Below are 24,817 nucleotides of genomic sequence, written 5' to 3'. Positions count from 1 at the left end.
CCCCGCGCAGGGGCTAGCTCCAGACGTTGCCCTGGTTCTGCCCACGGGCCCCCTGCTGGCCCATGCCGTACTGAGCCCTGGCGCCCTGCCCGACCACGGCATTCTGGGGCGGCAGCATCTCGCTCGGCTGGACGAGGGCGTAGCCCTGGCCCATGAAGCTGAGCTCCCAGCCCTCACCGGTGTTGCCGCGGCGCCGCCACACTCCCGAGGAGTGCGTCTGGGCCTGCATCTGCACCCGCAGGCCGTTGGACCAGGCGACGATCGCGTCGGCGTCGGCGTTCACGTACTGGTCCGGCGTGACCTGCAGCATCAGCGGCAGCCCCGAGGTCATCAGAGCGACCTTGCCGCGGCCCGTGATGTTGAGCTGGTACTTGCCGGATCCGGAGATCCCGTACTGGCTGTCCACGGCGATGACCTGGTGGGTCAGCGACGAGTCGAGCGCGAGGACATAGCTGCTGTCCACGGTCAGACCGTCCTGATCCACATCCACTACGTGGATGTACTGGGCGAGATTGGCGAGATAGACCGTGCCCTGGCCGTGGCAGCGCATCAGGTCGAGGCCCTCGCCGGTGTGCGCGCGGGCCCGCTGGTTGCCCTGGCTCTGGTACTCGGCGTCGAACTCGACCAGGCCCTGGTAGGCGACCATCGCGCCCTTGCGGGCCAGGATGTCGTCGTGGCCCGCGAGGGCGACCCGCAGCAGCTGCGGGTTCTGGACGGTGTAGCGCTCCTGAGTCTGCTGCTCGGTGTGCGCGAAAAGTGGGCTCTGCATGGTGTGTTGCTCCCCCTCAGCCCCGGGCTCGGAGACGGTCGGTGCTGTCCTCGCTGGGCTGTACGACGACGATGCCCTCTCCGGAGAAGCCCATCTGGTAGGCCTCGCCGCTGCCGCGCCCGATGAGCGAACCGGCCTTGAAGCTGCGCTTGCCCTTCACCTTGAGGTTCGGGGACCAGGCGATCAGGGCGTCCGGGTCGACGTACGTCTCGTCCTCGCCGCGCCCGCAGTCGACGACGATGGGGGTGCCGCGGGAGGTCAGCGCCACCCAGCCCTGGCCGGAGATCTTGATGTTCCACAGGCCCTGACCGGCGAACTTGGCAAGGCCCTTGACCCGCTCGACGCCCCACTGGAGGTTCGCGTCGAAGGCCAGCAGGTTCGTGCCGTTCACCGAGAGCGAGTCGCCCGCCAGATTGATGACGACGACGTCGGCTCCGTAGTCGGCGAGATAGAGCAGGCCGTCTCCGGAGCACTTCATCAGAGGTGCGCCTTCGCCGGTCATCCACTCCTTGGCGATCTGGCGGACCGCCGGCGGATTCGGCTCGTACTGCACGAACCCTTCGTAGGCGACCATCGAGCCCACGCGCGCGAGGAGGTCGTTTCCGGTCTGCATCGCCACCTTGACCATGTGGTGGCCGTGGTTCTCCATACGGGCGGCGACGGGCGCGGGGGCGAAGCCCGCGAGTTGCTGATTCATGACGGGCTCCCTCAGACCTCGAACGGCTGGACGATGATGAAGTTGCCGGGCGCACCCCGGAACTGGAGGTTCACGCTCTCCCCCGTGGAGCCCGCGTACGCGTTGCTGCGCAGCCGCACCTGGCTGGAGACGATCGCCTGGGCCGCCGCCGACCAGGCGACCACGGCGTGGCAGTCGGCGAACGTCGTCGGCGTGACCGGCAGGACGACGGGCACGCCGTGCGTCTTGACGATGACCGTGCCGGTGCCCTGGAACTGCATCACGAACAGCGCGCCACCGGGGATGCCGTGGCCCTCGATCCTGCGCACCTCGTGCTGGAGGGACTCGTCGAACGCGAGGACGTTCTCCGCGGAGACACAGAGCGCGTCCCCCTGGAGCTCGATGGGGTGCAGATGCGTGGCTTCCTCGGCGAGGAAGACCTGGCCACGGCCGGAGCAGCGCATCAGCTGCATCTCCTGGCCGGTCGAGTTGCCCACGACGCGGCCCGCGAAGCCCGCGCCCTTGTAGCTGAATTCGACCTTGCCCTGGTAGAGCACCATGCTGCCCTGCCGGGCGAGCACGGCCTGCTCACTGACGCCGAGGTCGACACGGATCATCTTCTCGTTCTGCTGCGTCCAGCGCTGCCCGGTGGGGGCCTCTCGGTACGCGGCGAGCGCCGCTGCCACGCCGCCGGCCTGCGGAGCACCCTGGGGTGCGCCGGCTCCGTACGGGGACGGGGCCGCGGGCTGGCCGGGGGGCTGCTGGCCGTAGCCGGGAGGCATCGGGGCGCTCGGCTGCTGGCCGTAACCGGGCGGCGGGGGCGCCGACTGGCCGGGGACCTGGCCGAACTGCGGCTGCTGCGGCGGCTGCTGCTGGCCGGGCTGGCCGTACGGCGCGGGGGCTGGCGGGGGCGGGACGGTGCCGCCCTGCGGCGGGTTCATCGGCGCCACGATGGTCTGCGCGGCGTGCACCGAGGGGTCCACCGGGGCGGGGGCGGGCGGCGGAGTCGCGCCCTGCGGCGGTGCGAAATTCTGGGCCGGAGCAGGGGCGGGCGCGGGGGCCGGAGCAGGTACGGGGGCCGGTGCCGGGGTCTGCGCAGGTGCGGCGGGTGCGCCGAACGCGGGCGGCGCGGCGGCCTGGCCGGGCGGCGCGAAGGACGGAGCTCCGGTCGCCTGCGGTGCCTGCGGCGCGGGCTCCTCCTCGGCGACCTCGCCGCCGAAGTTCTTCAGGAGGGCGTCGAGACCGCCGTCGAAGCCCTGGCCGATCGCGGCGAACCGCCAGACGTCCTTCATGTAGAAGTCGCCCAGCATCACGGCGCGTTCCGTGGAGAACTCCGCGCCGTTGAAGGAGTAGCGGGCCACTTCCTCGCCGCCCGCGACGATCCGGATGTACCCGGGGGCGACCTGCGACATCTGCCCGGCGCCGTCGATCGTCGCGGTGAACGACAGCTTCTTGATCTGCGGCGGAATCCGGTCGAGCGTGACGCGGAAGGACTCCGTGTCACCCGCCTGCGCGCCGAGGAGCTGGATGGACTCCTCGGGAGACTTCGGCTGGTTGAAGAAGATGAAGTAACTGTCGTCCGACAGGCGCTCGTCCGCGTCGAGGCCGAAGCAGCTGATGTCGAAGCTCAGTCCGGGGGCGGAGATCTGCACGCCTACGTACAGATCGGTCCCCGCGGTGAGGTCACTGATCTTGGCCTTGTGGCCGCGTTGGAATTCCCTGGCCATACGTAACGACCGTCCCCCATCCCGAATGTAAATGCGTCGCGTCAGGCTATCCGCAAAGTCCGACAGCGGACCAAGCCGGTACAGACCCGGTACACAACCTCCGCGCCCGGCGGAAATTCACTCGTCGCGGGCGGCGGGCAGGTGGGGCAGCCGGTCGGCCGCGACCACACCTTCGAGGTACCCACGAGCCCGCTCCGTACGGGGATACGCCTCGAGGAGCTGCCAGAAGTTGGGCCCGTGCCCGGGGACGAGGAGATGCGCGAGCTCGTGGACGAGGACGTAGTCGACGACGTACTCGGGCATGCCCTGCAGCCGGTGCGAAAGGCGGATGCTGCCCTCCGAGGGAGTGCACGAGCCCCACCGGGTGTTCTGGTTCGTGACCCAGCGAACGGACGTGGGTCTGGCCCGGCCGTCGAAGTACTGCTCGGAGAGACGCTCGGCGCGCTCGGCGAGTTCCGCGTCGCCCAGGACCCGCTTGCTCTCCTGGGCCGCGAGCTTGTCGAGCATGACGTTGACCCAGCGCTGTTCCTCGGCCTCGGACATGCGGGCGGGGATGAGCACGACGGTGCGATCGCCCTCTCGGTACGCGGAGACCGTTCTGCGGCGGCGGGCGCTCCTTCTGACCTCGACCGCACTCGTCCCCGAGCCGGGTGACGGCGGGCTGGTCGTGCTGCGCTGTGGGTTTCCGGCGCGGTGCAGTGGGTCGGCGGGCACGCCCCGACGTTACCCGCTGGGCGTGGGGGAAGTCCCGCCTCCGGGACGGTTCGGCGGGGTATCGCTCCCCGTGCGATCGATTAGTACGACGAATACCCCCCGCCTGTGGACAACGCTCGGCGGCGGTCCGGCAGGGCGGGCATTCTGGCTGTCGCCCGGTGCTGCGGACGGGGACAGCGCCGGAGGAACACGGGGAACCACGGGGGGACGAAGACCATGCATCCGATCTTGAAACCGGCGCTGCGGCGCGGCTGGCGCGATCTGAACACCATCCAGTTCGGCGTGGCGCCCGCCCACGCCCTGGTGCTCGGCCCTGTCGACACGGCGACAGGCAGCTTTCTCCAGCTTCTGGACGGCACACGCGGACTGCCGCTCCTGCGCGACGAGAGCAAGCGGATGGGCCTGCCCGATGATCACGTGGACAAGCTCGTGCGGCGGCTGTCCGGAGCCGGGCTCATCGACGACGCGACGGGAGGGGGCGCCGCGGCCGACGCCCTGCGGAAGAACACAGCGGCCATGGACCGGCTGCGCCCGGACCTGGCCTCCCTGGCGGTCGTGACCCCCGGGCCGGGTGACGGGATGAGGAAGCTGGCGGCGCGTCGGGCGATGCGCGTGCAGGTCCGGGGAGCGGGCCGAGTGGGGGCGGTGGTGGCTTCGGTCCTGTCCGGGGCGGGCGTGGGGCAGGTCGACGTGATGGACGGAGGGGTCGTGGAAGCCTGGGATGTGGCACCGGGTGGTCTGCCCGCCGAAGCGGTCGGCGAGCGCAGGGACTCGGCGGCACGGCGGCTCGTGCGGCAGTCGGCTCCGGACCGGCCGCCCCGCCGGGGCCGGAAGGAAGCGGAGGCGCCGGGAGAAGGGGAGCCGGGTCTCTCCCTCGTGATCATCGCCCCGCGGGACGGGCTCGACGCCCACGCGCCCGATCCGCTCATCGCCGAGCCGCTCGTCTCGTCGGGGACGCCTCACCTCTATGCGGGCGTGATCGAGGGAACGGGACTGGTCGGGCCGCTCGTCCTGCCGGGGACGACAGCCTGCGCGGGTTGTCTGGCGTTGGATCGCGCGGACCGGGATCCCAGCTGGCCGCGCATGCTGGCTCAGTGGCGTTCGGGACGCGCGCGCCATGTGCACGCGTGCGATCTGGCGCTGTCGACCACGGTCGCCGGCCTTGCCGCGGCGCACGCCCTGGCTTTCCTGGACGGGGCGGCACCGGCGAGCGCGGGGGTCCGCTGGGAGGCGTCCGTGCCCGGATTCGACTGGCATGCACGGCCGGTGCCACCGCAGGTCACGTGCCCGTGTGGGGCGGGTGTGGTGGATAAGGGGGAACACCCCGCCGGGAAGACAGAGCCACACGACACAATGGCGGGGTAACCGCCTGCGAAGGCGTGGCTGTCTGGGACTTGGAGGGGCGCATGTCTGATCTTCCCCGGAAGGCGGTAACCCGTACCGCCAAACTGGCCGCGCTGCCATTGGGCTTCGCCGGGCGGGCGACCTGGGGGCTCGGCAAGCGGATCGGGGGCAAGTCGGCGGAGATCGTCGGCCGTGAGCTGCAACAGCGCACGGCGGAGCAGCTGTTCAAGGTGCTCGGCGAGCTCAAGGGCGGGGCCATGAAGTTCGGCCAGGCCCTGTCGGTCTTCGAGTCGGCGCTGCCCGAGGAGGTCGCGGGGCCCTATCGCGCCGCCCTGACGAAGCTGCAGGAAGCAGCGCCGCCGATGCCGACGCGCACCGTGCACGCCGTGCTCGCGGAGCGGCTCGGCGAGGACTGGCGCGAGCTGTTCCTGGAGTTCGAGGACAAGCCGGCCGCCGCCGCCTCGATAGGCCAGGTCCACCGGGCGGTGTGGGAGGACGGGCGCGAGGTCGCGGTCAAGGTGCAGTATCCGGGGGCGGGCGAGGCGCTGCTCTCCGACCTGAACCAGCTCAGCCGGTTCGCCCGGCTCCTGGGGCCGCTGATTCCGGGCATGGACATCAAGCCGCTCATCGCGGAGCTGCGCGACCGGGTCTCCGAGGAGCTCGACTACAGCCTGGAGGCCCAGGCTCAGCGAGCACACGCCGAGGAGTTCGCGGACGATCCGGATGTCGCGGTGCCCGATGTGGTGCATCAGTGCGAGCAGGTCCTGGTGACCGAGTGGATCGACGGGATTCCGCTCTCGGACGTGATCGCGGACGGCACGCAGGAGCAGCGGGACCGGGCGGGGCAGCTCCTTGCCCGTTTCCTCTTCTCGGGCCCGGCACGCACCGGCCTGCTGCACGCCGACCCGCACCCGGGCAACTTCCGTCTGCTGCCCGACGAGAAGGACGGCTGGCGGCTCGGGGTCCTCGACTTCGGCACGGTGGACCGGCTGCCGGGCGGGCTTCCCCCGACCATCGGCCGCTCCCTGCGGATGACGCTCGACGGCGAGGCCGACGCGGTCTACGCGATGTTGCGCGAGGAGGACTTCGTCCAGGAGTCCGTGGAGCTCGAACCGGACGCGGTGCTCGACTATCTGCTGCCGATCATCGAACCGATGCTGGTGGAGGAGTTCACCTTCACCCGCGGCTGGATGCGCGGCCAGGCGGCGCGGATCGCCGATCCCCGCTCCCCCGCCTATCAGTTGGGCAAGCGGCTGAATCTCCCGCCCTCGTATCTGCTGATCCACCGTGTGACGTTGAGCACGATCGGGGTGCTCTGTCAGCTCGGGGCGACGGTGCGGATGCGGGACGAGCTCGAGGAGTGGCTGCCGGGCTTCCTGGAGGAGGAGCAGGAGGCGGAGGATCCCGCGGCCGAGGCCTGAGGCCTCGGGCCCGGCCTCCGCGCCAGGTGGAACTCACCACCAGGCGGAGTCGAGTCGTCCCTCGATGGCTCTGAGGTTCTCGCGGGCGCAGGAGTCGCAGAAGTAGCGACGGACGCCGTTCTCCACGGAGCAGGTCCAGGTGGGCGGCGCTCCGTCGGCGACCTTGCCGCAGCAGTGACACACGAGATTCTCGGCATTCTCGATGTCCGCGGGCTGAGGAGTCTGCTGGTCCACCCGGCGACCCTATCGCCGCTCCCGGAGGTTCGTCCGGCACAACGCACCGCAGGGGCCGGTCCGTTCGGACCGGCCCCCGGCGGGCATCGTGGTGAAGCTCAGTCAGCGCGTCGGCCGTCTCGTCACTGCATGACGGCGATGGCGAGCGCGCGCCTGGCGCGCAGCGACGCGCGCTCGGCGCGGCGCTGCATCCGGCGGGCAGCCATCAGGCGAGCGGCCGGGCGTTGGGCCTCGGCCTCACGCATGCGTTCGTGCATATGCGCACGAGCCAGGGCTTCTGGGATGAGTTGCATCTCGCGGGTCCTGTTCTGGCGTGAGTCGTTCGCGCCGGTGGTGGTGAAGTCTGGGGTGGCGGAGCCTGCGGGCTCGGCGGTGGCTGCCTTCATCGGGGCCTGCTTCTTGGGGTCGTGCGTCAGGGGGCGATCGATCGTTCCGACGGTGCTCATGCCGCAACCGGGTTCTTGCGCGGACGGCCACGCGGCCGCTTGCGGGCAACGACCACACCCTGGACGAAGAGCTCGCCGCCCCAGACGCCCCACGGCTCACGCCGCTCCTTGGCGCCGGCAAGGCAGGCCTCCATCAGCGGGCAGGTACGGCAGAGGGACTTGGCGTACTCGACGTCGGCGGGCGACTCGGCGAAGAAGACCTCGGGGTCGTAGGCACGGCAGGGAACGGGTACGCCGAGGTTCTCGATGGCGTCGTCGAGCGCGGTGAGCGCGGTCAGGGGAGTCAAGGTCGGGTCCTCCGTGGGAGCGGGCGGGGGGAGAGTCGCTGAAGGCGGTACGGACGGGGCGTGCGCTTCGAGTTGCACGGTGGTGTTTTCCTCGTCTGGTCGTGCCGGCCTGGGTCGGCCGGTTGGCGGCTGGTACCGGGTCTTGCTCGGCCCCTTCGCTCCGTCATCCCGTTTTGGGGAAAACAGAAGGGCCGCGGATCCCGGGTGGGGTTCCGCGGCCCTGAAGGCGCCGGTCTGATCGAGGATCAGACTGGATCACTCCAGGGTTCGAGCCCACGGAAGGCCCACATCATGTGGTGCTGCGTCGTCTGCTTCTTGGATCCGGCACCGGCTGCGGCAAAGGCATAGGCATGCGCCTGCGCCGTCACTACTGCTCCCGGTGCCTTGGTCGCTCGCTCGCCGCCTTCATTGACCTCACGCATCGGAAGCTCATTGAGAGCGGCGCGCGGGGACAGAGGAAGGACAGAGGACTCCGGACGAATGGCGGCGGCAGCGATGCCACCGGACAGACCGGTGCCCAGGTTCGAGAAGCCGAGCAGGCAGGAAGCGACGACCGAGCGATCGGTCATTTTCGCGGTGCTGATGAAGCTCTCGTTGATGCTGATCACTGGAATCGCCTCCTCTCGGCGTCTATGGGATCGGCCGGAACCGATCCTGCGGGCGGACTATTAAGTACAGCACGGGGCCAGGGCTTCGGAGAAGCTGCCGTTCCCGTGCTTAAGAACCTATGGGTCTTCCTTGCGCATGCGCAAACTATTTTTTCGACGAGTTTGAATCAGTTGCCATCGGCGCCCCTTACACGGTCCTCACCTGCACAAATGGCGAGGACATCAGATCCGAAACGATGGAGCTTGCGCACGCCGACGCCCGGGATCCGGGCCAGCTCGCCCTCCTCGTCGGGCGCGGCCTCCGCGATGGCGATCAATGTCTTGTCCGTGAACACGCAGTACGCGGGCTGTCCGAGGAGCTCGGCCTGGCCCGAGCGCCACTCCCGCAGACGTTCGTAGAGCCCCTCGTCCATGTCGGACGGGCAGTCCTCGCACCGCATGAGCTTCATCTCGCCCGCGTCGGTCAGGGTCCGCCCGCAGACCCGGCACCGGGCCGGTGACCTGCTCGTCCTGCGGCGGCTCCTGACGCCGCCGCTCTCCTCGCCGCCGCCGCTGCCGCTGCCGCGCTCGACGCCGCCGGGCCCACCGCCCGCGGCGCGCGCACCGGCACCCGTCCCCGAGCCCGGACGCAGCCCGTCCAGGAAGCGGCTGGGGCGGCGTCCGGCGCGACCGCCGGGTGAACGCGACAGTGCCCAGGACAGGGAGAGGTGGAGGCGGGCCCGGGTGACGCCCACGTACAGGAGGCGACGCTCCTCCTCCACCTGCTCGTCGGTCTTGGCGTACGTGATCGGCATCATTCCCTCGGCGAGACCGACCAGGAAGACGGCGTCCCACTCCAGGCCCTTGGCGGCGTGCAGCGAGGCGAGGGTGACGCCCTCGACGGTCGGCGCGTGCTGGGCGCTCGCGCGCTCGTCGAGCTCCCCCACGAGGTCGGAGAGCGTCGCGTCGGGCTTGGCCCGCTCGAAGTCCTCGGCGAGGCGCACCAGGGCCGCCAGGGACTCCCAGCGGTCGCGGGCCGCGCCGGAGCCCGCCGGGGGCTGTGTCGTCCAGCCCTTGGTGGAGAGGACGGCCCGCACCTGTGAGGGGAGGTCGACGACATCGTCGAGGAGGGAGTCGTTGCCCCCGAAGCGGGCGGCGCCGCGCAGCGCGGCGCCCGCCTCCCTGACCTCGGTGCGCTCGAAGAACCGCTCGGCGCCCCGCAGCTGGTAGGGCACACCGGCGTCGGCGAGTGCCTGTTCGTAGATCTCGGACTGGGAGTTCGTGCGGAACAGGACGGCGATCTCGCTCGCCGGGACGCCGTCGGCGATGAGGGCACGGATGCGGCGGGCGGCGCCTTCGGCCTCGGCGGGCTCGTCCGCGTACTCCGCGTAGACGGGTTCGGCTCCGGCGTCGCGCTGGGAGATCAGTTCGAGGCGGTGGTCCGCGGCGCGGCCGCGGGCCTGGGAGAGCAGGCCGTTGGCGAGGTGGACGACCTGGGGTGTGGAGCGGTAGTCCCTGACGAGCTTGACGACCGTCGCTCCGGGGTGGCGGGTGCGGAAGTTCAGCAGGTGGTCGGGGGTCGCGCCGGTGAAGGAGTAGATCGTCTGGCTGGCGTCGCCGACGACGCAGAGGCTGTCGCGGTCGCCGAGCCACAGCTCAAGGAGGCGCTGCTGGAGCGGGCTGACGTCCTGATATTCGTCGACCACGAAGTGTTGGTACTGGGCGCGGACCTGGTCGGCGATGTCGTGGCGGTCCTGGAGGATGCCGACGGCCAGGAGCAGGACGTCTTCGAAGTCGATGACGGCGCGGTCGCGCTTGAGGTCTTCGTACGCGCTGTAGATCTGGGCGATCTCCGCCGCGTCCCTGGGAATGAGACGGCCCGACTTCGCGGCCGCTGCCGCGTAGTCCGCGGGGACGGTCTGAGTGACCTTGGACCACTCGATCTCGCTCGTCACGTCGCGGAGTTCATTGCGGTCGAGGCGGATGCGGGAGGCGGCCGCCGCGTCCGCGACGAGCTTGATCTTGCGGTCGACGATCCGGGGCAGCTGGCCGCCGACCGCCTTCGGCCAGAAGAACTGGAGCTGACGCAGGGCGGCGGAGTGGAACGTGCGTGCCTGGACCCCGGAGGCGCCGAGCTGGCGGAGGCGGCCGCGCATCTCGCCCGCCGCGCGGTTGGTGAACGTGACGGCGAGCACACTGGCGGGCTGGAGGATTCCGGCGCGCACGCCATAGGCGATCCGGTGGGTGATCGCCCGTGTCTTGCCCGTGCCGGCACCCGCCAGCACACACACCGGCCCGTGCAGGGCGGTGGCCACCTCGCGCTGCTCGGGGTCGAGCCCGGCGAGCACCGCGTCGGCAGAGTCCGGGACCTGCGGGAAGAGGGTGGAGTGCGTTGCTGCTGTCACCCCGCCATGCTGCCAGGTCGCCGGAGGCGCGTGAGCCGGTTGTCCACAGGGAGCCCGGTGCGGTCGTACTAATGCGGGAATGGTGGCCGGGTCACGTACGTTCAGGTCATTGCGATGACGCACCCCGAGCAACAAAGGAGCGCGAGACACATGCCGGGCACTGTGACGATGTACAGCACCACGTGGTGCGGCTACTGCCGCCGGCTCAAGGGCCAGATGGACCGCGAGGGCATCACGTACAACGAGATCAACATTGAGCACGACCCGGACTCCGCGGCCTTCGTCGAGAAGGCGAACGGCGGGAACCAGACGGTTCCCACCGTTCTCTTCCCCGACGGCTCGACGCTGACGAACCCGTCGCTGGCCCAGGTGAAGCAGAAGCTGGCCTAGCCGACGGTGCCCGGCTTCGGCAGGGGCTCGCCGTACCAGAGCTCGATCAGTCGGGCCGCAATCGAGATCCCGTAGGGAGGCAGGACCTCCCCGGACTCGAATGCGGCCCGCAGGTCTTCCCGGGAGAACCAGCGGGCCTCGGAGATCTCCTCCCCGTCCACGTTGATCTCCGACGACGTGGCGTCGGCCATGAAGCCCAGCATCAGGCTGGAGGGGAACGGCCAGGGCTGGCTCGCGACGTACTCGACGTCGCCGACCATGACACCGGCCTCCTCCCAGACCTCGCGCCGCACCGACGTCTCGATGGACTCGCCCGGCTCGACGAAGCCCGCGAGCGTCGAGAAGCGGCCCTCGGGCCAGTGCACCTGGCGGCCGAGGAGCGCGCGGTCCTGGTCGTCCGTCACGAGCATGATCACGGCCGGGTCCGTACGCGGGTAGTGCTCGGCGCCGCACGCCTGGCAGCGGCGGATGTGGCCGGCCGCCGCGATGACGGAGCGCTCGCCGCAGCGCGAGCAGAAGCGGTGCAGACGCTGCCAGTTCTCCAGGGCGACGGCGTGCACCATCAGGCCCGCGTCACGGGGTGACAGGAGGAGCCCCGCCTCGCGCAGGCCCGCGGGGCGTGCCTGCTGGTCCATGCGGCCCGGCAGGGAGTCCTTCTGCAGCGCGAAGTAGCTGACGCCTTCGTCGTCCGTGCCCAGGAAGTAGCGGTGGGCCTCGGTGAGGGGCGCCTCGAAGGACGGGGTCATCACCAGTTCGGTGCTGCCGTCCGGTGTCTCGTCGATGAGGACCTGGCCGCCGGAGACCACGAAGACCCGTGTCGTGGGGTGGCTCCAGGCGGCAGCGAGCCAGGCCTCGTCGAGGCGGTGGTGGGCTGCGCGATCGATGCCGCTCGGCGCGGTGAGCGAGACGGGACGGTCAGCGGTGCGGTCGGTCCAGGTGGTCACAGGTGCTTCCTACTCCCCCGATGGAATGGGTGGTGCGGCAAGGTCGACAAGGCGCGGCTCAGTGTGCATCGCGCCAGTGCTCGGCGAGATCGCCCCACAGGTAGGCCGTCGTCTCGACTCCCTTGAGGAGCAGATCGAGTTCGACCTTTTCGTTCGGCGCGTGCCAGCCGTCGGACGGCACGGAGATGCCCAGGAAGAGCACGGGGGCGGCGAGTACGTCCTGGAGATCGGCCGCGGGACCCGAACCGCCCTCTCGGGTGAAGCGGACCGGCTGCTCGAAGGCCCGGCCCATCGCCCGTACGACGGACTGCAGCGCGGGGTGGTCGAGCGGTGTCAGGCACGGGCGCGTGGCTGCGCCGAAGGTGATCGTGTGGCTGATTCCGGCCGGTAGCTGTTCGGCGACCCAGGTGCGCACGGCCTCTTCGAGGCGGTCCGGGTCCTGGCCCGCGACGAGCCGGAAGGAGAGCTTCAGGAAGGCGGACGAGGGGACGATCGTCTTGCCGCCCGGTCCTTGATAGCCGCCGCCGATGCCGTTGACCTCGGCGGTGGGGCGGGCCCAGATGCGCTCCAGGGTGGTGTGGCCCGCTTCTCCGTACGTCGCGTGCGACTTGGCCGTGCGCAGCCAGCTCTCCTCGTCGAAGGGCAGCTCGGCGAAGAGCTCGCGCTCACGGTCGGTGAGTTCGGTGATGCCTTCGTAGAAGCCGGGGACGGCCACGCGCGCGTGCTCGTCGTGCAGCGCGGCGACGAGGCGGGCGGCCGCGGTCGCCGGGTTCGGTACGGCGCCGCCGAAGGAGCCGGAGTGGATGTCCTGGTCGGGGCCGTGCAGCTGGATCTCGCAGTCGGCGAGGCCGCGCATGCCGGTGCAGACCGTGGGGGTGTCCTCCGCCCACATACCGGTGTCCGAGACGATCACCGCGTCGGCCGCTATGCGCTCCCTGTGCTCCTCGATCAACGCGCGGAAGTGCGGGGAGCCCGACTCCTCCTCGCCTTCGATCAGGAGTTTCAGGTTCACCGCGGGGGCGGTGCGGCCGGTGGCGGCGAGGTGGGCGCGGACGCCGAGTGTGTGGAAGAACACCTGGCCCTTGTCGTCGGCCGCCCCGCGCGCGTAGAGGCGGTTGCCCTGGACGACGGGCTCGAAGGGGTCCGTGTGCCAGCCGTCCTCGCGGGCCGCGGGCTGCACGTCGTGGTGGCCGTAGACGAGGACCGTGGGGGCCTCGGGGTCACCGGAGGGCCACTCGGCGAAGACGGCGGGGGCGCCGGCCGTCTGCCAGACCTCGGAGGTCGGGAAGCCGGTCTCCTTGAGCTGCGCCGCGAGCCAGTCCGCGCTGCGCCGCACGTCCTCGGCGTGGTCGGGCTGCGCCGACACGGACGGGATGCGCAGCCACTCGGCGAGGTCGTCGAGGAAGGCGGCACGGTGGGTCTGGATGTACGTACGGACGGCGCTGCCGCCACTGACGTCACTGTCAACGGACTGGCTCATGGTCACGAGCCTAGCCGCCCCCGGGAGCCGATCCGTCCGGTGGTTCGCCACCCGGCTGCCCGCCCGGTTCCTCGAGGAGGATCCGCTCCAGTTCGGCCCGGCCCGGCAGGTACGCGGGGCGGGATGTCTCGCCGCTGCGGACGTACAGGAACGACGCCTTCACGGACTCCGGGGGCACGTCGTGCAGCTCGGCCCAGGCCAGGCGGTAGACGGCGAGCTGGAGGGGGTCCGCGGTGCGGGTGCGGCTGGTCTTCCAGTCGACGATCTCGTACGTCACGTCGTCGCCGTCGACTTCCTTGTAGACCGCGTCGATCCGGCCGCGGACGACGCGGCCCGCGAGCGTCAGTTGGAAGGGCACCTCGACGCGGTGCGGAGAGCGGTGGGCGTACTCGGTGCGCTCGAAGGCTTCCTTCAGTGCGTCCAGGTCGCGTTCGTCGGCGATCTCGGCCTCGCCGGGCCCGCCGCCCGGCAGGTCGTCGGGGGCGAGCAGCGGGAGGCGCAGCTCCTCGAAGCGGGTCTCCACCCAGGCGTGGAAGCGGGTGCCCCGGCGGGCCGCGGGTTGCGGCGGGCGCGGCATGGGGCGCGCGAGCTCCTGCGCGAAGCCCTCCGGGTCGGCGGCAAGGCGCAGTACCTCGGACGCGGTGAGCGATGCCGGTACGGGGATGTCCCTGACCGCCTCTCGGGCGCGCAGGAGTTCGCCGGTGAGGGCGTCCAGGTCACGGTCCCAGGAGGCGAGCGTGCGTGCCTCCTCCGGGGTGAGGCGGGGTTCTTCCGGGTCTGGGGCCGCAGGGTGCGGGCGGGCCTTCGGCTCGCTGGGCGGGGCGGCCTGGTGCGGGATCGCCGGGCGGGCCGATGTCCAGGAGTCCCAGTCACCGGGGCCGGCATTCCCGGGGCCGGCGTCCGGCGGCTCTTCGTCCTCCGGAGGGGGCGGCCAGTCCGGGTCCTCGGCCGGGGGCACGTCGTCGTACGCCGACGGGTGGGGCTCCTCGTGCGAGCGGGCGTCGTCCGTCGCGTCGGGCGCCCCCTCCCCCGTCAGGCGGTCCAGCTCTGTGAGGACCGTCTGCGCGGCGGCCCGGCGGCGGGCCAGGGACGTCTCGTCCAGCGGGAGCGGCCACGCGTGCTCGGCGGCGCCCTCCGCCAGGGCGGGGTTCTCCTCGCCCTCCTCCGGTTCGTCCGCCCAGGCCTCGATCTCGCCGTGACCCACCGCGCAGTGGTCGTACAGCGCCCTCAGGAAGTCCGAGGGGCCGCGCGGCTTCTTCTGCGAAGGCCCCCACCAGTGGCCGGAGCCCAGGAGCAGCGAGCGGGGGCGCGTGAACGTCACATAGCCGAGGCGGAGCTCCTCGGTGCGCTGGTGCTCCTTCATGTCCTCGTGGAACGCCTTCATGGACCGGGAGTCCCACGCCTCGATGTCGGGCAGGGTCGCCGCGTCCCCGCGCAGCGCGTGCGGGACGACCTTTCCCTGGGCCGTCCACTTCTCGCGGCCCTGGGTGCTGGGGAACGTCCCGGTGACCAGGCCGGGGACGGCCACGACGTCCCACTCCAGGCCCTTCGACTTGTGGGCGGTGAGCACCTTGACCGTGTTCTCGCCGCCGGGCAGGGCGTTGTCCAGGCCCTTCTCGTACTGCGCGGCCGTCCGCAGGAAGGCGAGGAAGGCCAGCAGGCTCGCCCCGCTGTCGTTCGCGGCGAAGGACGCGGCGACGTCCAGGAAGTTCGAGAGCGTCTCGCGGCGGCGTGCCGCGAGGGCGTGCGGTGACGCGGAGAGTTCGACCTCCAGGCCCGTGACGGCGAGCACCCGGTGCAGCACGTCCATCAGCGGGTCGGCCAGCGAGCGGCGCAGATCGCGGAGTTCGGCCGCGAGGCGCGCGAACCGCACCCTCGCCTCCGGCGAGAAGGGCAGCCCGTCGTCCTCAATGCCCTCCTCCAGCGGCGTCTCCAGGAACGTGTCGAGCGCGTCCGCGAGCGATATCACCTCCGCGGGGTCGACCCCCTCGACCGCTTCGGCGAGACGCCGGTCCGGGTCGTCGTCGGGGGACGCGTGCCCATGGCGTACGAGAAGGCGTGCGCGGCGGCCCAGGAGGGCGAGGTCCCGCGGGCCGACGCGCCAGCGCGGGCCGGTCAACAGGCGCACCAGGGAGGCGTTCGCGCCCGGGTCCTGGAGCACCTCGCAGACGGCGACCAGGTCGGCGACCTCCGGGAGGTGCAGAAGGCCGGACAGGCCGACGACCTCCACGGGGACGTCGCGGGCGACCAGCGCGCCCTGGATCTGCGCGAAGTCCGTCGCCGTGCGGCACAGGACGGCGATCTCACCGGGGGCCTTGCCGGTGCGCACGAGGTGCGCGATCGAGTCGGCGATCCAGTCGATCTCCTCGGCGTGCGTGCGCAGCAGGGCGCAGCGCACCATGCCGTCGCGCTCGGCGCCGGGCGCCGGCCGCAGGGCTTCCACGCCCGCGTGCATGGCGCGCAGCGGCTCCGCGAGGCCGTTCGCGAGGTCCAGGAGACGGCCGCCGCTGCGGCGGTTCTCGCTGAGCGCGTGGCGGGCCGCGGGGCGTCCGTCGGCGTAGGCGAAGTGCTCGGGGAAGTCGTCGAGGTTCGCCACGGAGGCGCCGCGCCAGCCGTAGATCGCCTGGCAGGGGTCGCCGACCGCGGTCACGGGGTGGCCCGTGCCGCCTCCGAAGAGGCCTGCCAGGAGGATGCGCTGGGCCACCGACGTGTCCTGATACTCGTCGAGCAGGACGACGCGGAACTCCTCGCGCAGGATCTCGCCGACCTCCGCGCGGGCGTCGGCCAGCGTCGCGGAGAGGGCGATCTGGTCACCGAAGTCGAGGAGGTCGCGGGAGCGCTTCGCCTCCCTGTAGCGGCCGACGAGCTCGGCCAGTTCGAGCCGGGCGGCCACCGTCTCCGGCACCTTGCGCAGGTCGGCGTTGGAGAGCTTGGCGCCCTCCAGGGCGTGCAGCAGCTCGGTGTCGTAGGCGCGGAGCTTCTCGGGGCGTACGAGGTGTTCCGCGAGCTCGCTGTCGAGGGCGAGGAGGTCGCTGACGAGGTCGGGGAAGGAACGGGTCAGCGCGGGATACGGCCCCGGCGCCTCCCGCAGCACGCGCGCGGCGAGCTGGAATCGGGTGGCGTCGGCGAGCAGCCGGGCGGTGGGTTCGAGCCCTATGCGCAGGCCGTGGTCGGTCAGGAGGCGGCCGGCGAAGGCGTGGTACGTGGAGATGACCGGCTCGCCCGGAGGGTGGTCCGGGTCCAGGGCCTCGGGGTCGGTGACACCGGCCCTGATGAGCGCCTGGCGCACCCGCTCGGCCAGTTCGCCCGCCGCCTTGTTCGTGAACGTCAGGCCGAGCACCTGCTCGGGGGCGACCTGCCCGGTGCCGACCAGCCAGACCACGCGGGCCGCCATCACCGTCGTCTTGCCCGACCCGGCTCCGGCCACGATGACCTGCGGGGCGGGCGGCGCGGTGATGCAGGCCGTCTGCTCCGGGGTGAACGGGATGCCGAGGAGCTCTTTGAGCTGCTCGGGGTCGGTGATACGAGGTGGCACGTCAGAGAGGCTAGCGGCGGCCACTGACAATCGAGGGCTCCCGGTGGTCAGTGGCCGCTGTTACTCATGACGTCAAGGCGTCAGGACTTCATGAGCTCTTCCATGTCCATGACGTCACCCGGCGCCGGCGCCTTGACGGCGACGGGCTTGCCGTAGTCGGAGAAGTTCATCGTGCCCGGGTCTTCCTTGCCCGAGGTGACGACCTTCAGGAAGTAGGGCTTGCCCTCGGCGGCGACGTAGAAGGTGGTCTTCTTGCCCGACTTGCTCTTCGTGAGGACGGCCGCCTTCTCGCCGTCGACCTCGGAGTCCTTCTCGCGCTTCATGTCCTTGAGGTCCTTGGACTGGAACATGGCGTCGGGGTCGCAGACACCGCCGTTCTCCCCGTTCGGCGTCTTGACCCACTTGTCCTTGAGGGCCGCGGCCTTGCCGCTGCCGCCCATGGCCTTCTTCCAGTACGCCTCGTCGCCCTTCATGTACTGGGTACTGCCGGACACGAGCAGCTCGGCGGTGCCGGCCGCGCCGCCGCCCACCTTGCCCTTGCAGTCACCGGACTTGGCGACCGAGAAGTCGACCTTGACCGTCTCGGCGTCCTGCTTGCCCTCGCCGGAGACCCTGAAGGAGCCCGCGTCCTTGGACGCGTCGGACGCCTTCTTGGCGATCTTGTCGGCGCTCATCCCCTCGAAGGGGTCCTTCTCCTCGCTGGAGCAGCCCGTGACGCTGACGAACGCGGCGGCGCAGGCGACTGCCGCGGCCAGGAGCTTCCGGTTGGCTGCCATGTGTGTTTCTCCTCAGAAGACGTAGAGCTTTGCCGCGACTGTAGATGGCCTGTGAGCCTGCTATGAACACACGGGGTGAGAGGTGACGTTGGCCACTGGCTCCCTCGGGGGGCGTCAGTCCACGACCTGCCGGCCCTCCGGCTTGGCGCTGCACGAGGCTCGGAAGGCGCAGTGCGTGCAGTGCTGGCCCGTGGTGGGCGAGAAGCGTTCGTCGAGGACCTTGCCGGCCGCGGTGGCCAGGAGGTCGCCCACCCACTCCCCGGCGAGCGGCTCCTGGGCCTGCACCTTGGGGAGGGCTTCGCCGCCGTCCTTCTTGGCGGCGCCCTGGCGCAGCTGCACCAGTTCCGCGCCGCCCGCCTCCGGACGTACGCCTTCGAAGGCGTCGTCGACCGCGCCCTCACGAAGGGCGAGTTGATAGACGGCGAGCTGCGGGTGGCGGGCCACCTCGGCGGCGGTGGGGGTCTGTTTGCCGGTCTTGAAGTCGACTACGTAGGCACGCCCCTGCGCGTCCTGTTCGACGCGGTCCATGGAGCCGCGCACGCGTACTTCGTAGGGTCCCGCTTCGAGGGTCACGTCGAAGTCGTGCTCGCTGCTGACGGGGGTGCGGGTCGCGCGGTCCATCACATGCCACTGGAGGAAGCGTTCGAGCGCCACGCGCGCGTGCTCCTTCTCCTGCGTCGACTTCCAGGGGGCGTCGAAGGCGAGCGCGTCCCAGACCGAGTCGAGGCGTTCCATGAGGACGGCGAGGTCGGCGGGTGTCCTGCCGGAGGCGACCTCGTCGGCCAGGACGTGCACCACGTTGCCAAAGCCCTGGGCTGCGGTCGCGGGGGCGTCCGCCTTCACCTCGCGGCCCAGGAACCACTGCAGGGAACAGGTGTTGGCGAGCTGGTCCAGGGCGCTTCCGGAGAGGACGACGGGCTTGTCGCGGTCCCTCAGAGGGACTGCGCTCGCCGTCGGCTCGTACATGCCCCACCAGCGGTACGGGTGCGCGGACGGCACGAGCGGGCGCCCGTCCGCGTCGCTCAGCGCGGCGAGCCGGGCCAGACGGTGGGCGGCCGCCTCGCGCAACGGCTCGGAGATCCGGGGGTCGACGGTGGTGGAGCGCAGCTCGGCGACGAGCGCGGAGACGGAGAGGGGGCGACGCGGGCGGCCCGTTATGTCCTTGGGTTCGACGCCGAGTTCGGTGAGGAAGCGGGAGGGCTGGTCCCCGTCGTCCGCGGGCGCCTTGACGGCGGTGACGACGAGGCGTTCACGCGCGCGCGTGGCGGCTACGTAGAACAACCGGCGCTCTTCGGAGAGGAGCGCTCCGGGGGTGAGGGGCTCGGCGAGGCCGTCGCTTCCGATGCGGTCGGCCTCCAGGAGCGAGCCGCGGCGGCGCAGGTCGGGCCAGAGGCCCTCCTGGACACCCGCGACCACCACGAGCCGCCACTCGAGGCCCTTGGAACGGTGCGCCGTCATCAGGCGTACGGCGTCGGGGCGCACCGCCCTGCGCGTGAGGGTGTCCGCGGCGATGTCCTGCGCCTCGGTCTCCTCCAGGAAGTTGAGGGCGCCGCGCCCCCCGGTGCGCTCCTCGGCGCGGGAGGCGTACGCGAACAGGGCGCAGACGGCGTCGAGATCGCGGTCCGCGTTGCGCCCTGCGGCGCCGCCGCGGCGGGCGGTGCGCTCCAGACGGCGTGGCCACGGTGTGCCGTCCCACAGCTCCCAGAGCGCCTCCTCGGCGGTGCCGCCGCCCGCGAGACGCTCGCGGGCCTTGCACAGCAGCGCACCGAGCCGCTGGGCGCCGCGCGCGTACGCGGGGTCGTGCGCGACGAGCCGCTCCGGTTCGGCCAGCGCGCGGGCGAGGAGTTCGTCGGAGGGCGGCGGAAGGTGGTTCCCCGCGGCACGCTCCTCCGCACGAAGGGCCCTGCCGAGACGCCGGAGATCAGCGGCGTCCATGCCGGCGAGGGGGGATGCGAGGAGGGTGACAGCGGTCTCGGTGTCGAGCCAGGTGGCGGGGGCGGCAGCCTCCCCCTCAGGGCCAGCGGAAGGCTCCGCGGACGACGGCTGCGACACCACCGCCGTCGCCACCGCCCGCAGCGCCGTCAGCAGGGGCGTGACCGCCGGCTCGTGGCGGAGGGCGATGTCGTCGCCGTCGATGTCCAGGGGGACGCCGGCCGCGGTGAGGCTGCGGCGGACCGCGGGGATCGTGTGGGCTCCCGCCCGGACCAGGACCGCCATCTCGCCCCAGGGGACGCCGTCCTCCAGGTGCGCGCGGCGCAGGATGTCCGCGATGTTGTCGAGCTCGGCGCCGGACGTGGGGTACGTGTAGGTCTCCACATGGCCGCCGTCCCTGACCGCGGCCAGCTCCCGGTGGGCCCGTACCTTCTCCGCGGGCAGCCTGGTCAGCGGCATACGGCGGGTGAGCAGGCGCGTGGCGGCGAGAAGGCCCGATCCCGATCTGCGGGACGTGGTCAGGACCTCGACCGGCGCCGTGCTGCCGTCCGCGCGCGGGAAGCGGTCGGGGAACTCCAGGATGCCGTTCACGTCGGCGCCCCGGAAGGTGTAGATCGACTGGTCCGGGTCGCCGAAGGCGACGAGGGAGCGCCCGCCGCCCGCCAGCGCGTGCAGCAGCCGTACCTGCGCCGGATCCGTGTCCTGGTACTCGTCGACGAACACCGCGTCGTACTGCGCGCCGAGCGCGCGTGCGACCTCGGGACGCCTCGCGAGCAGCACCGCGCGGTGCACGAGCTCCGCGTAGTCGAGCACTCCTTGCATGTCGAGTACGTCCAGGTACTCCGCGAGGAACGCCGCCGCCGCACTCCAGTCCGGGCGCCCCGCGCGGCGGGCGAAGGCGTTCAGGGCATCGGGGCCGAGGCCCAGTTCACGGCTTCGGGCGAGCACCGCGCGCACCTCGTCGGCGAAGCCCCGCGTCGTCAGGCAGGCGCGCAGTTCGTCCGGCCAGCGGACGTGCGCGCGCCCCTCGCCCGCGAGATCGATCTGGCCCGCGAGGAGCTCGCGCACGGCCACGTCCTGCTCGGGACCGGACAGGAGGCGGAGGGGCTCGACGAACAGGTCCGCGTCCTGGTGGGCGCGGATGAGGGCGTAACAGAAGGAGTGGAAGGTCGTCGCCTGCGGGGCGTTGGCCGCTCCTATGCGCAGCGCCATGCGGTCGCGCAGCTCCACCGCGGCCTTGCGGCTGAAGGTGAGGACCAGGACCCGCTCCGGCTCCGTGCCCTTCGCGATGCGCGCGGCGACGGATTCCACGAGCGTCGTCGTCTTGCCCGTGCCGGGCCCCGCCAGGACGAGCAGCGGCCCCCCGGGATGGTCAACCACCGCACGCTGCCGTGCGTCAAGACGAGGGGGGTCCACACGGACCGGCGGGGTACGCACCAGTCGATAGGCGCCCTGGGCCCCCTGGCGCACCTGGTGGTGCGACGGGTGCCGGGTGTGCCGGGCGGAAGAAGTGGAGCTCACGTGGGTCGCCGGTCCTGGTGGGTGTACGTGGTGAACAACAGCCGCGCGGTGGCTGCGGGGGGAGAGAAATGCGTGCTGTCGACGCTACGCCTGCGGGCGCGTGGGACGGGTGGCTTCCCCCGTACGGGCCACCGGCCCCCCGCGACGCCGCGGGATGGCCGAAGCTGTCAGGTGTGAGCCTCCGGAGCCCGCGGGTGGTCGGCGCCGCCGCCTCCCGCCGCGTCATGGACAGCTGCCGTGCCGTCCCACCGCGCCCGCCGCATGTCGAGGCGCGGCACGTGCCCCTCGGACGCGCGGCCGGCCTCACGCAGGGGTGTGGCCTCCGCGCGGTAGTGGCCGAGTGCCCGGAGCTCGTGGCCCGGCAGCAGCCGGCCGTCCGCGCGCACCACACGCCACCACGGAACGGCGTCCCCGTAGAGGGCCATGACCCGGCCGACCTGCCGCGGGCCGCCCTCCTCCAGCCACTCCGCGACGTCCCCGTACGTCATCACCCGGCCCGGAGGGATCAGCTCCGCCACCTCGAAGACACGCTCGGCGTACTCCGGGTACCCCGAGAGCCCCTGCTCCGGTCCGCTCTCCTCGCTCATCCGAACCATCCTGCCGTACCCCACCGACACCGTGAGTGGCCCGCGACAGAGTGTGCGGTACGAGACAAACTGGAGCTGGGTGAACACTTTGCGCCCCCGCATTGCACCCTGATGCCCCCCTCTGTCGGTGGGGCATGCCACCATCGTGCGGGCGGTGACTGGTGATACGAGATCAAGAAGAGGCGACGGAGCAGCAGGATGTGCACCCCGATGAGACGGCGGGCACCCCTGCGGCCGAGGCGCACCCGGACACCGGTGGGCACTCCCTGACGAAGCACGAGAAGCACGAGAAGTTCGAGAAGTCCGGCAGGGACGAGGACGAGCGGTCCGCAGCCGAGGCAGCCGAGCAGGAGGCCCACGCCGCTTTCGTTCCCGACGGCTGCACCGACGACTGCGCCGACGGCGAGGAAGCGCACACCGACCGCGTCGCCGGTGACGAACCGCTGCTCGCCGCGCGCGTGCACCGTCCGTCGGACCTGATGCGGCTGCTCGTCGGCATCCTCGGGATCGCCGTCGTCCTCGCCATCGCCGCGTTCGCGCACGGGACGACATCGGGGCTCGCCCAGGACATCGACAAGGGCACGGAGCAGGCGCCCGACCTCCTGATCAAGTTCGCGGGCCTCACCGCGAGCATCGGCGTCCTGCTCGTGCCCGTCGCGTTCGCGATCGAGCGCCTGGTCAAGCGGGACGGGCTGCGCATCGCCGACGGCGTCCTCGCGGCCGTCCTCGCGCACGGGGTGACGCTCGCCACCGACCTGTGGGTCGCCAAGGCCGCTCCGGACTCCATCCAGGAGGCGCTGACCCGGCCGTCCCCCGGCGATCTGCACGCGCTCACCGACCCCGTGCACGGTTATCTCGCCCCCGTCATCGCGTACATGACAGCAGTGGGAATGTCCCGAAGACCACGCTGGCGGGTGGTCCTGTGGGTGGTGCTCCTGCTCGACGCCTTCACCATGCTGGTCACCGGCTACACGACGCCGTTCTCGATCATCCTGACGGTCCTGCTCGGCTGGAGCGTGGCCTACGGCACGCTGTACGCGGTCGGCTCCCCGAACGTCAGGCCCACGGGCCAGACGCTCCTCGCCGGCCTGCGGCACGTCGGCTTCCGCCCGGTGAGCGCGGCCCGCGAGGAGTCCCCGGACAGCGAGCACGGCGACCGGGGCCGCCGCTACTTCGTCACCCTGGAGGACGGCCCACCCCTGGACGTCACGGTCATCGACCGCGAACAGCAGGCGCAGGGCTTCTTCTACCGCGTGTGGCGCAGGCTCACGCTGCGCGGCATCACCCAGCGCCGCAGCCTGCAGTCGCTGCGCCAGGCCCTGGAGCAGGAAGCCCTCCTGGCGTACGCGGCGATCGCGGCCGGGGCCAACGCGCCCAAGCTGATCGCCACCTCCGAGCTCGGCCCCGACGCGGTGATCCTCGTCTACGAGCACACGGGCGGCCGCACCCTGGACTCCCTGCCGGACGACGTCATCACCGACGAGCTGCTCTGCGACACCTGGCGGCAGGTGCAGGCGCTCCAGTCGCGGCGGATCGCGCACCGCAGGCTCGCGGGCGACGCGATTCTGGTGGATCGTTCCGGCACGGTGATCCTGACCGACCTGCGGGGCGGTGAGATCGCCGCGGGCGACCTGGTCCTGCGGATGGACATCGCCCAGCTCCTGACGGCCTTCGGTCTTCGCGTGGGCGCCGAGCGCGCGGTCGCGACCGCGGTGGACGTGCTCGGCCCCGACACGGTCGCCGACTGTCTGCCGCTGCTCCAGCCCATCGCCCTGACCCGCTCCACCCGGGGGACCCTGCGCAAGCTGGCCAGGGAGCGGTCCCAGCGCGAGCGCGAGGCGGTTCTGGAGGCGTCCCGCAAGGACAAGCTGGCCCGCGCGGCGGACGCGGACACCGACGCGGCGGCAGAGGTCGCGGAGCCCACGGAGGCGGCCAAGGGCCCCGACCGCAAGGCCGTGCGCGCGGAGAAGCAGGCCGAGAAGCAGGCGATAGACGTAGCGCTCGACCAGGCCCGCGAGGAGGATCTGCTCACCCAGATCCGCCACCAGGTGCTGCTGATCCGGCCGCAGGCGCCCGTCGAGCCCGCCCAGCTGGAACGGATCAGGCCGCGCACGCTGATCAGCTTCATCGCCGGTGCCATCGGCGCGTACTTCCTGCTCTCCCAGCTCACCCACGTCGACTTCAACACGATCATCGGCGAGGCCGAGTGGGGCTGGGTCGCCGTGGCCGTGGCGTGCTCGGCGCTGAGCTACTTCGCGGCGGCGATGAGCCTGCTCGGCTTCGTGCCGGAGCGTGTGCCGTTCCTGCGGGCCGTGCAGGCGCAGGTCGCGGGGTCGTTCGTGAAGATCGTGGCGCCCGCCGCGGTGGGCGGCGTCGCGCTGAACACGCGTTTCCTGCAGCGCTCCGGGGTGCGCTCCGGCCTCGCGGTGGCGAGCGTCGGGGCTTCGCAGCTGTTCGGGCTCGGCTCGCACATCATGCTGCTGATGATCTTCGGTTACGTGACCGGCACGGAGAAGACGCCGTCCCTGTCGCCGTCCCGCACCGTCATCGCCGGTCTGCTCTCGGTCGCGGTGCTCGTGCTCGTGGTGACCGCGATCCCCTTCCTGCGGAAGTTCGTCGTCACCCGCGTGCGGTCGCTGTTCGCGGGCGTCGTGCCGCGCATGCTCGACGTACTGCAGCGCCCGCAGAAGCTGCTCACCGGCATCGGCGGCATGCTGCTCCTGACGCTGATGTTCGTGCTCTGTCTCGACGCTTCGGTACGTGCCTTCAGCACCACGGAGATGAAGCCCCTGACCCTGGCCAGCGTCGCTGTGGTCTTCCTCGCCGGCAACGCGCTCGGCTCCGCGGCGCCCACGCCCGGCGGTATCGGGGCCGTCGAGGCGACGCTCACCCTCGGTCTTGTCGCGGTGGGCGTGCCCAAGGACGTGGCGGCTCCGGCGGTGCTTCTGTTCCGACTCCTCACGCTGTGGCTGCCGGTGCTTCCGGGGTGGTTGTTCTTCAACCACCTGACAAGGAAGGGCCTTCTTTAGAGAAGGGAACGCC

Annotated in this window: 19 protein-coding genes; 4 read left to right on the top strand and 15 right to left on the bottom strand. The window is 71.5% G+C overall.

Going from position 1 to position 24,817, the window contains the following annotated elements; genetic code table 11:
- Window positions 1-13: 13 nt before the first annotated feature.
- The 4 genes from ACZ5WE_RS17410 to ACZ5WE_RS17395 all read right to left on the bottom strand — a co-directional run bounded on the left by ACZ5WE_RS17410 (window position 14) and on the right by ACZ5WE_RS17395 (window position 3,886).
- Window positions 14-769, bottom strand: a complete 756-nt coding sequence (locus ACZ5WE_RS17410; RefSeq protein WP_467688861.1) for an AIM24 family protein — start codon at window positions 767-769, stop codon at window positions 14-16.
- 16 nt (window positions 770-785) lie between these two features.
- On the bottom strand, window positions 786-1,466 hold the full coding sequence (locus ACZ5WE_RS17405; protein WP_399394988.1) for an AIM24 family protein: 681 nt from the start codon (window positions 1,464-1,466) through the stop codon (window positions 786-788).
- A gap of 11 nt (window positions 1,467-1,477) precedes the next feature.
- The gene (locus ACZ5WE_RS17400) at window positions 1,478-3,172 is read right to left on the bottom strand and encodes a TerD family protein (protein WP_467688859.1); all 1,695 of its coding nucleotides are present in this window, start codon (window positions 3,170-3,172) and stop codon (window positions 1,478-1,480) included.
- A 117-nt stretch (window positions 3,173-3,289) separates the two neighbouring features.
- Window positions 3,290-3,886 (bottom strand): M48 metallopeptidase family protein, encoded by a 597-nt coding sequence (locus ACZ5WE_RS17395; RefSeq protein ID WP_467688857.1) that lies wholly within the window; start codon window positions 3,884-3,886, stop codon window positions 3,290-3,292.
- A 216-nt stretch (window positions 3,887-4,102) separates the two neighbouring features.
- On the opposite strand from ACZ5WE_RS17395, the gene ACZ5WE_RS17390 reads away from it, so the two are divergent.
- Complete coding sequence (locus ACZ5WE_RS17390) at window positions 4,103-5,251, top strand: ThiF family adenylyltransferase (protein WP_467688855.1); 1,149 nt, start codon at window positions 4,103-4,105, stop codon at window positions 5,249-5,251.
- Between the two features lie 41 nt (window positions 5,252-5,292).
- The gene (locus tag ACZ5WE_RS17385) at window positions 5,293-6,651 is read left to right on the top strand and encodes an ABC1 kinase family protein (protein ID WP_467688853.1); all 1,359 of its coding nucleotides are present in this window, start codon (window positions 5,293-5,295) and stop codon (window positions 6,649-6,651) included.
- A gap of 33 nt (window positions 6,652-6,684) precedes the next feature.
- Here ACZ5WE_RS17385 and ACZ5WE_RS17380 read toward each other — a convergent pair whose 3' ends face one another.
- The 5 genes from ACZ5WE_RS17380 to ACZ5WE_RS17360 form a co-directional block, all read right to left on the bottom strand.
- The gene (locus ACZ5WE_RS17380; RefSeq protein ID WP_467688851.1) at window positions 6,685-6,885 is read right to left on the bottom strand and encodes a hypothetical protein; all 201 of its coding nucleotides are present in this window, start codon (window positions 6,883-6,885) and stop codon (window positions 6,685-6,687) included.
- Between the two features lie 122 nt (window positions 6,886-7,007).
- Window positions 7,008-7,331 (bottom strand): hypothetical protein, encoded by a 324-nt coding sequence (locus ACZ5WE_RS17375; RefSeq protein WP_467688849.1) that lies wholly within the window; start codon window positions 7,329-7,331, stop codon window positions 7,008-7,010.
- Entirely contained in the window at window positions 7,328-7,696 is a 369-nt protein-coding gene (locus ACZ5WE_RS17370) for a WhiB family transcriptional regulator (protein ID WP_467688847.1), read from the bottom strand. Before ACZ5WE_RS17370 ends, ACZ5WE_RS17375 begins: the two co-directional genes overlap by 4 nt.
- Window positions 7,697-7,863: 167 nt before the next feature.
- The gene (locus ACZ5WE_RS17365; protein ID WP_467688845.1) at window positions 7,864-8,226 is read right to left on the bottom strand and encodes a hypothetical protein; all 363 of its coding nucleotides are present in this window, start codon (window positions 8,224-8,226) and stop codon (window positions 7,864-7,866) included.
- A gap of 167 nt (window positions 8,227-8,393) precedes the next feature.
- Window positions 8,394-10,715, bottom strand: a complete 2,322-nt coding sequence (locus ACZ5WE_RS17360) for an ATP-dependent DNA helicase UvrD2 (protein ID WP_467689205.1) — start codon at window positions 10,713-10,715, stop codon at window positions 8,394-8,396.
- Window positions 10,716-10,760: 45 nt separating this feature from the next.
- On the opposite strand from ACZ5WE_RS17360, the gene ACZ5WE_RS17355 reads away from it, so the two are divergent.
- The gene (locus ACZ5WE_RS17355; protein WP_344522160.1) at window positions 10,761-11,000 is read left to right on the top strand and encodes a mycoredoxin; all 240 of its coding nucleotides are present in this window, start codon (window positions 10,761-10,763) and stop codon (window positions 10,998-11,000) included.
- Here ACZ5WE_RS17355 and nudC read toward each other — a convergent pair.
- The 6 genes from nudC to ACZ5WE_RS17325 all read right to left on the bottom strand — a co-directional run bounded on the left by nudC (window position 10,997) and on the right by ACZ5WE_RS17325 (window position 21,775).
- Window positions 10,997-11,944, bottom strand: coding sequence for an NAD(+) diphosphatase (gene nudC, locus ACZ5WE_RS17350; RefSeq protein ID WP_467688843.1), 948 nt, complete (start codon window positions 11,942-11,944; stop codon window positions 10,997-10,999). The two genes, ACZ5WE_RS17355 and nudC, sit on opposite strands and share 4 nt — an antisense overlap.
- A gap of 58 nt (window positions 11,945-12,002) precedes the next feature.
- Entirely contained in the window at window positions 12,003-13,424 is a 1,422-nt protein-coding gene (locus ACZ5WE_RS17345) for a dipeptidase (protein WP_467688841.1), read from the bottom strand.
- 10 nt (window positions 13,425-13,434) lie between these two features.
- Window positions 13,435-16,959, bottom strand: a complete 3,525-nt coding sequence (locus ACZ5WE_RS17340) for an ATP-dependent DNA helicase (RefSeq protein ID WP_467688839.1) — start codon at window positions 16,957-16,959, stop codon at window positions 13,435-13,437.
- A gap of 80 nt (window positions 16,960-17,039) precedes the next feature.
- Window positions 17,040-17,735, bottom strand: coding sequence for a hypothetical protein (locus ACZ5WE_RS17335; RefSeq protein WP_467688837.1), 696 nt, complete (start codon window positions 17,733-17,735; stop codon window positions 17,040-17,042).
- Between the two features lie 114 nt (window positions 17,736-17,849).
- Complete coding sequence (locus ACZ5WE_RS17330) at window positions 17,850-21,188, bottom strand: ATP-dependent helicase (protein ID WP_467688835.1); 3,339 nt, start codon at window positions 21,186-21,188, stop codon at window positions 17,850-17,852.
- A 167-nt stretch (window positions 21,189-21,355) separates the two neighbouring features.
- Window positions 21,356-21,775 (bottom strand): MGMT family protein, encoded by a 420-nt coding sequence (locus ACZ5WE_RS17325; RefSeq protein WP_467688834.1) that lies wholly within the window; start codon window positions 21,773-21,775, stop codon window positions 21,356-21,358.
- Between the two features lie 161 nt (window positions 21,776-21,936).
- Between ACZ5WE_RS17325 and ACZ5WE_RS17320 the strand changes: the two genes are divergently transcribed.
- Window positions 21,937-24,804: a lysylphosphatidylglycerol synthase transmembrane domain-containing protein gene (locus ACZ5WE_RS17320; protein ID WP_467688832.1), complete on the top strand. Its 2,868-nt coding sequence runs from the start codon at window positions 21,937-21,939 to the stop codon at window positions 24,802-24,804.
- Window positions 24,805-24,817: the final 13 nt, after the last annotated feature.

The organism is Streptomyces sp. NPDC033180 (assembly GCF_055577645.1).
The sequence above is the reverse complement of the archived record's forward strand: the minus strand, read 5'-3'. Positions and strand labels throughout refer to the sequence as shown.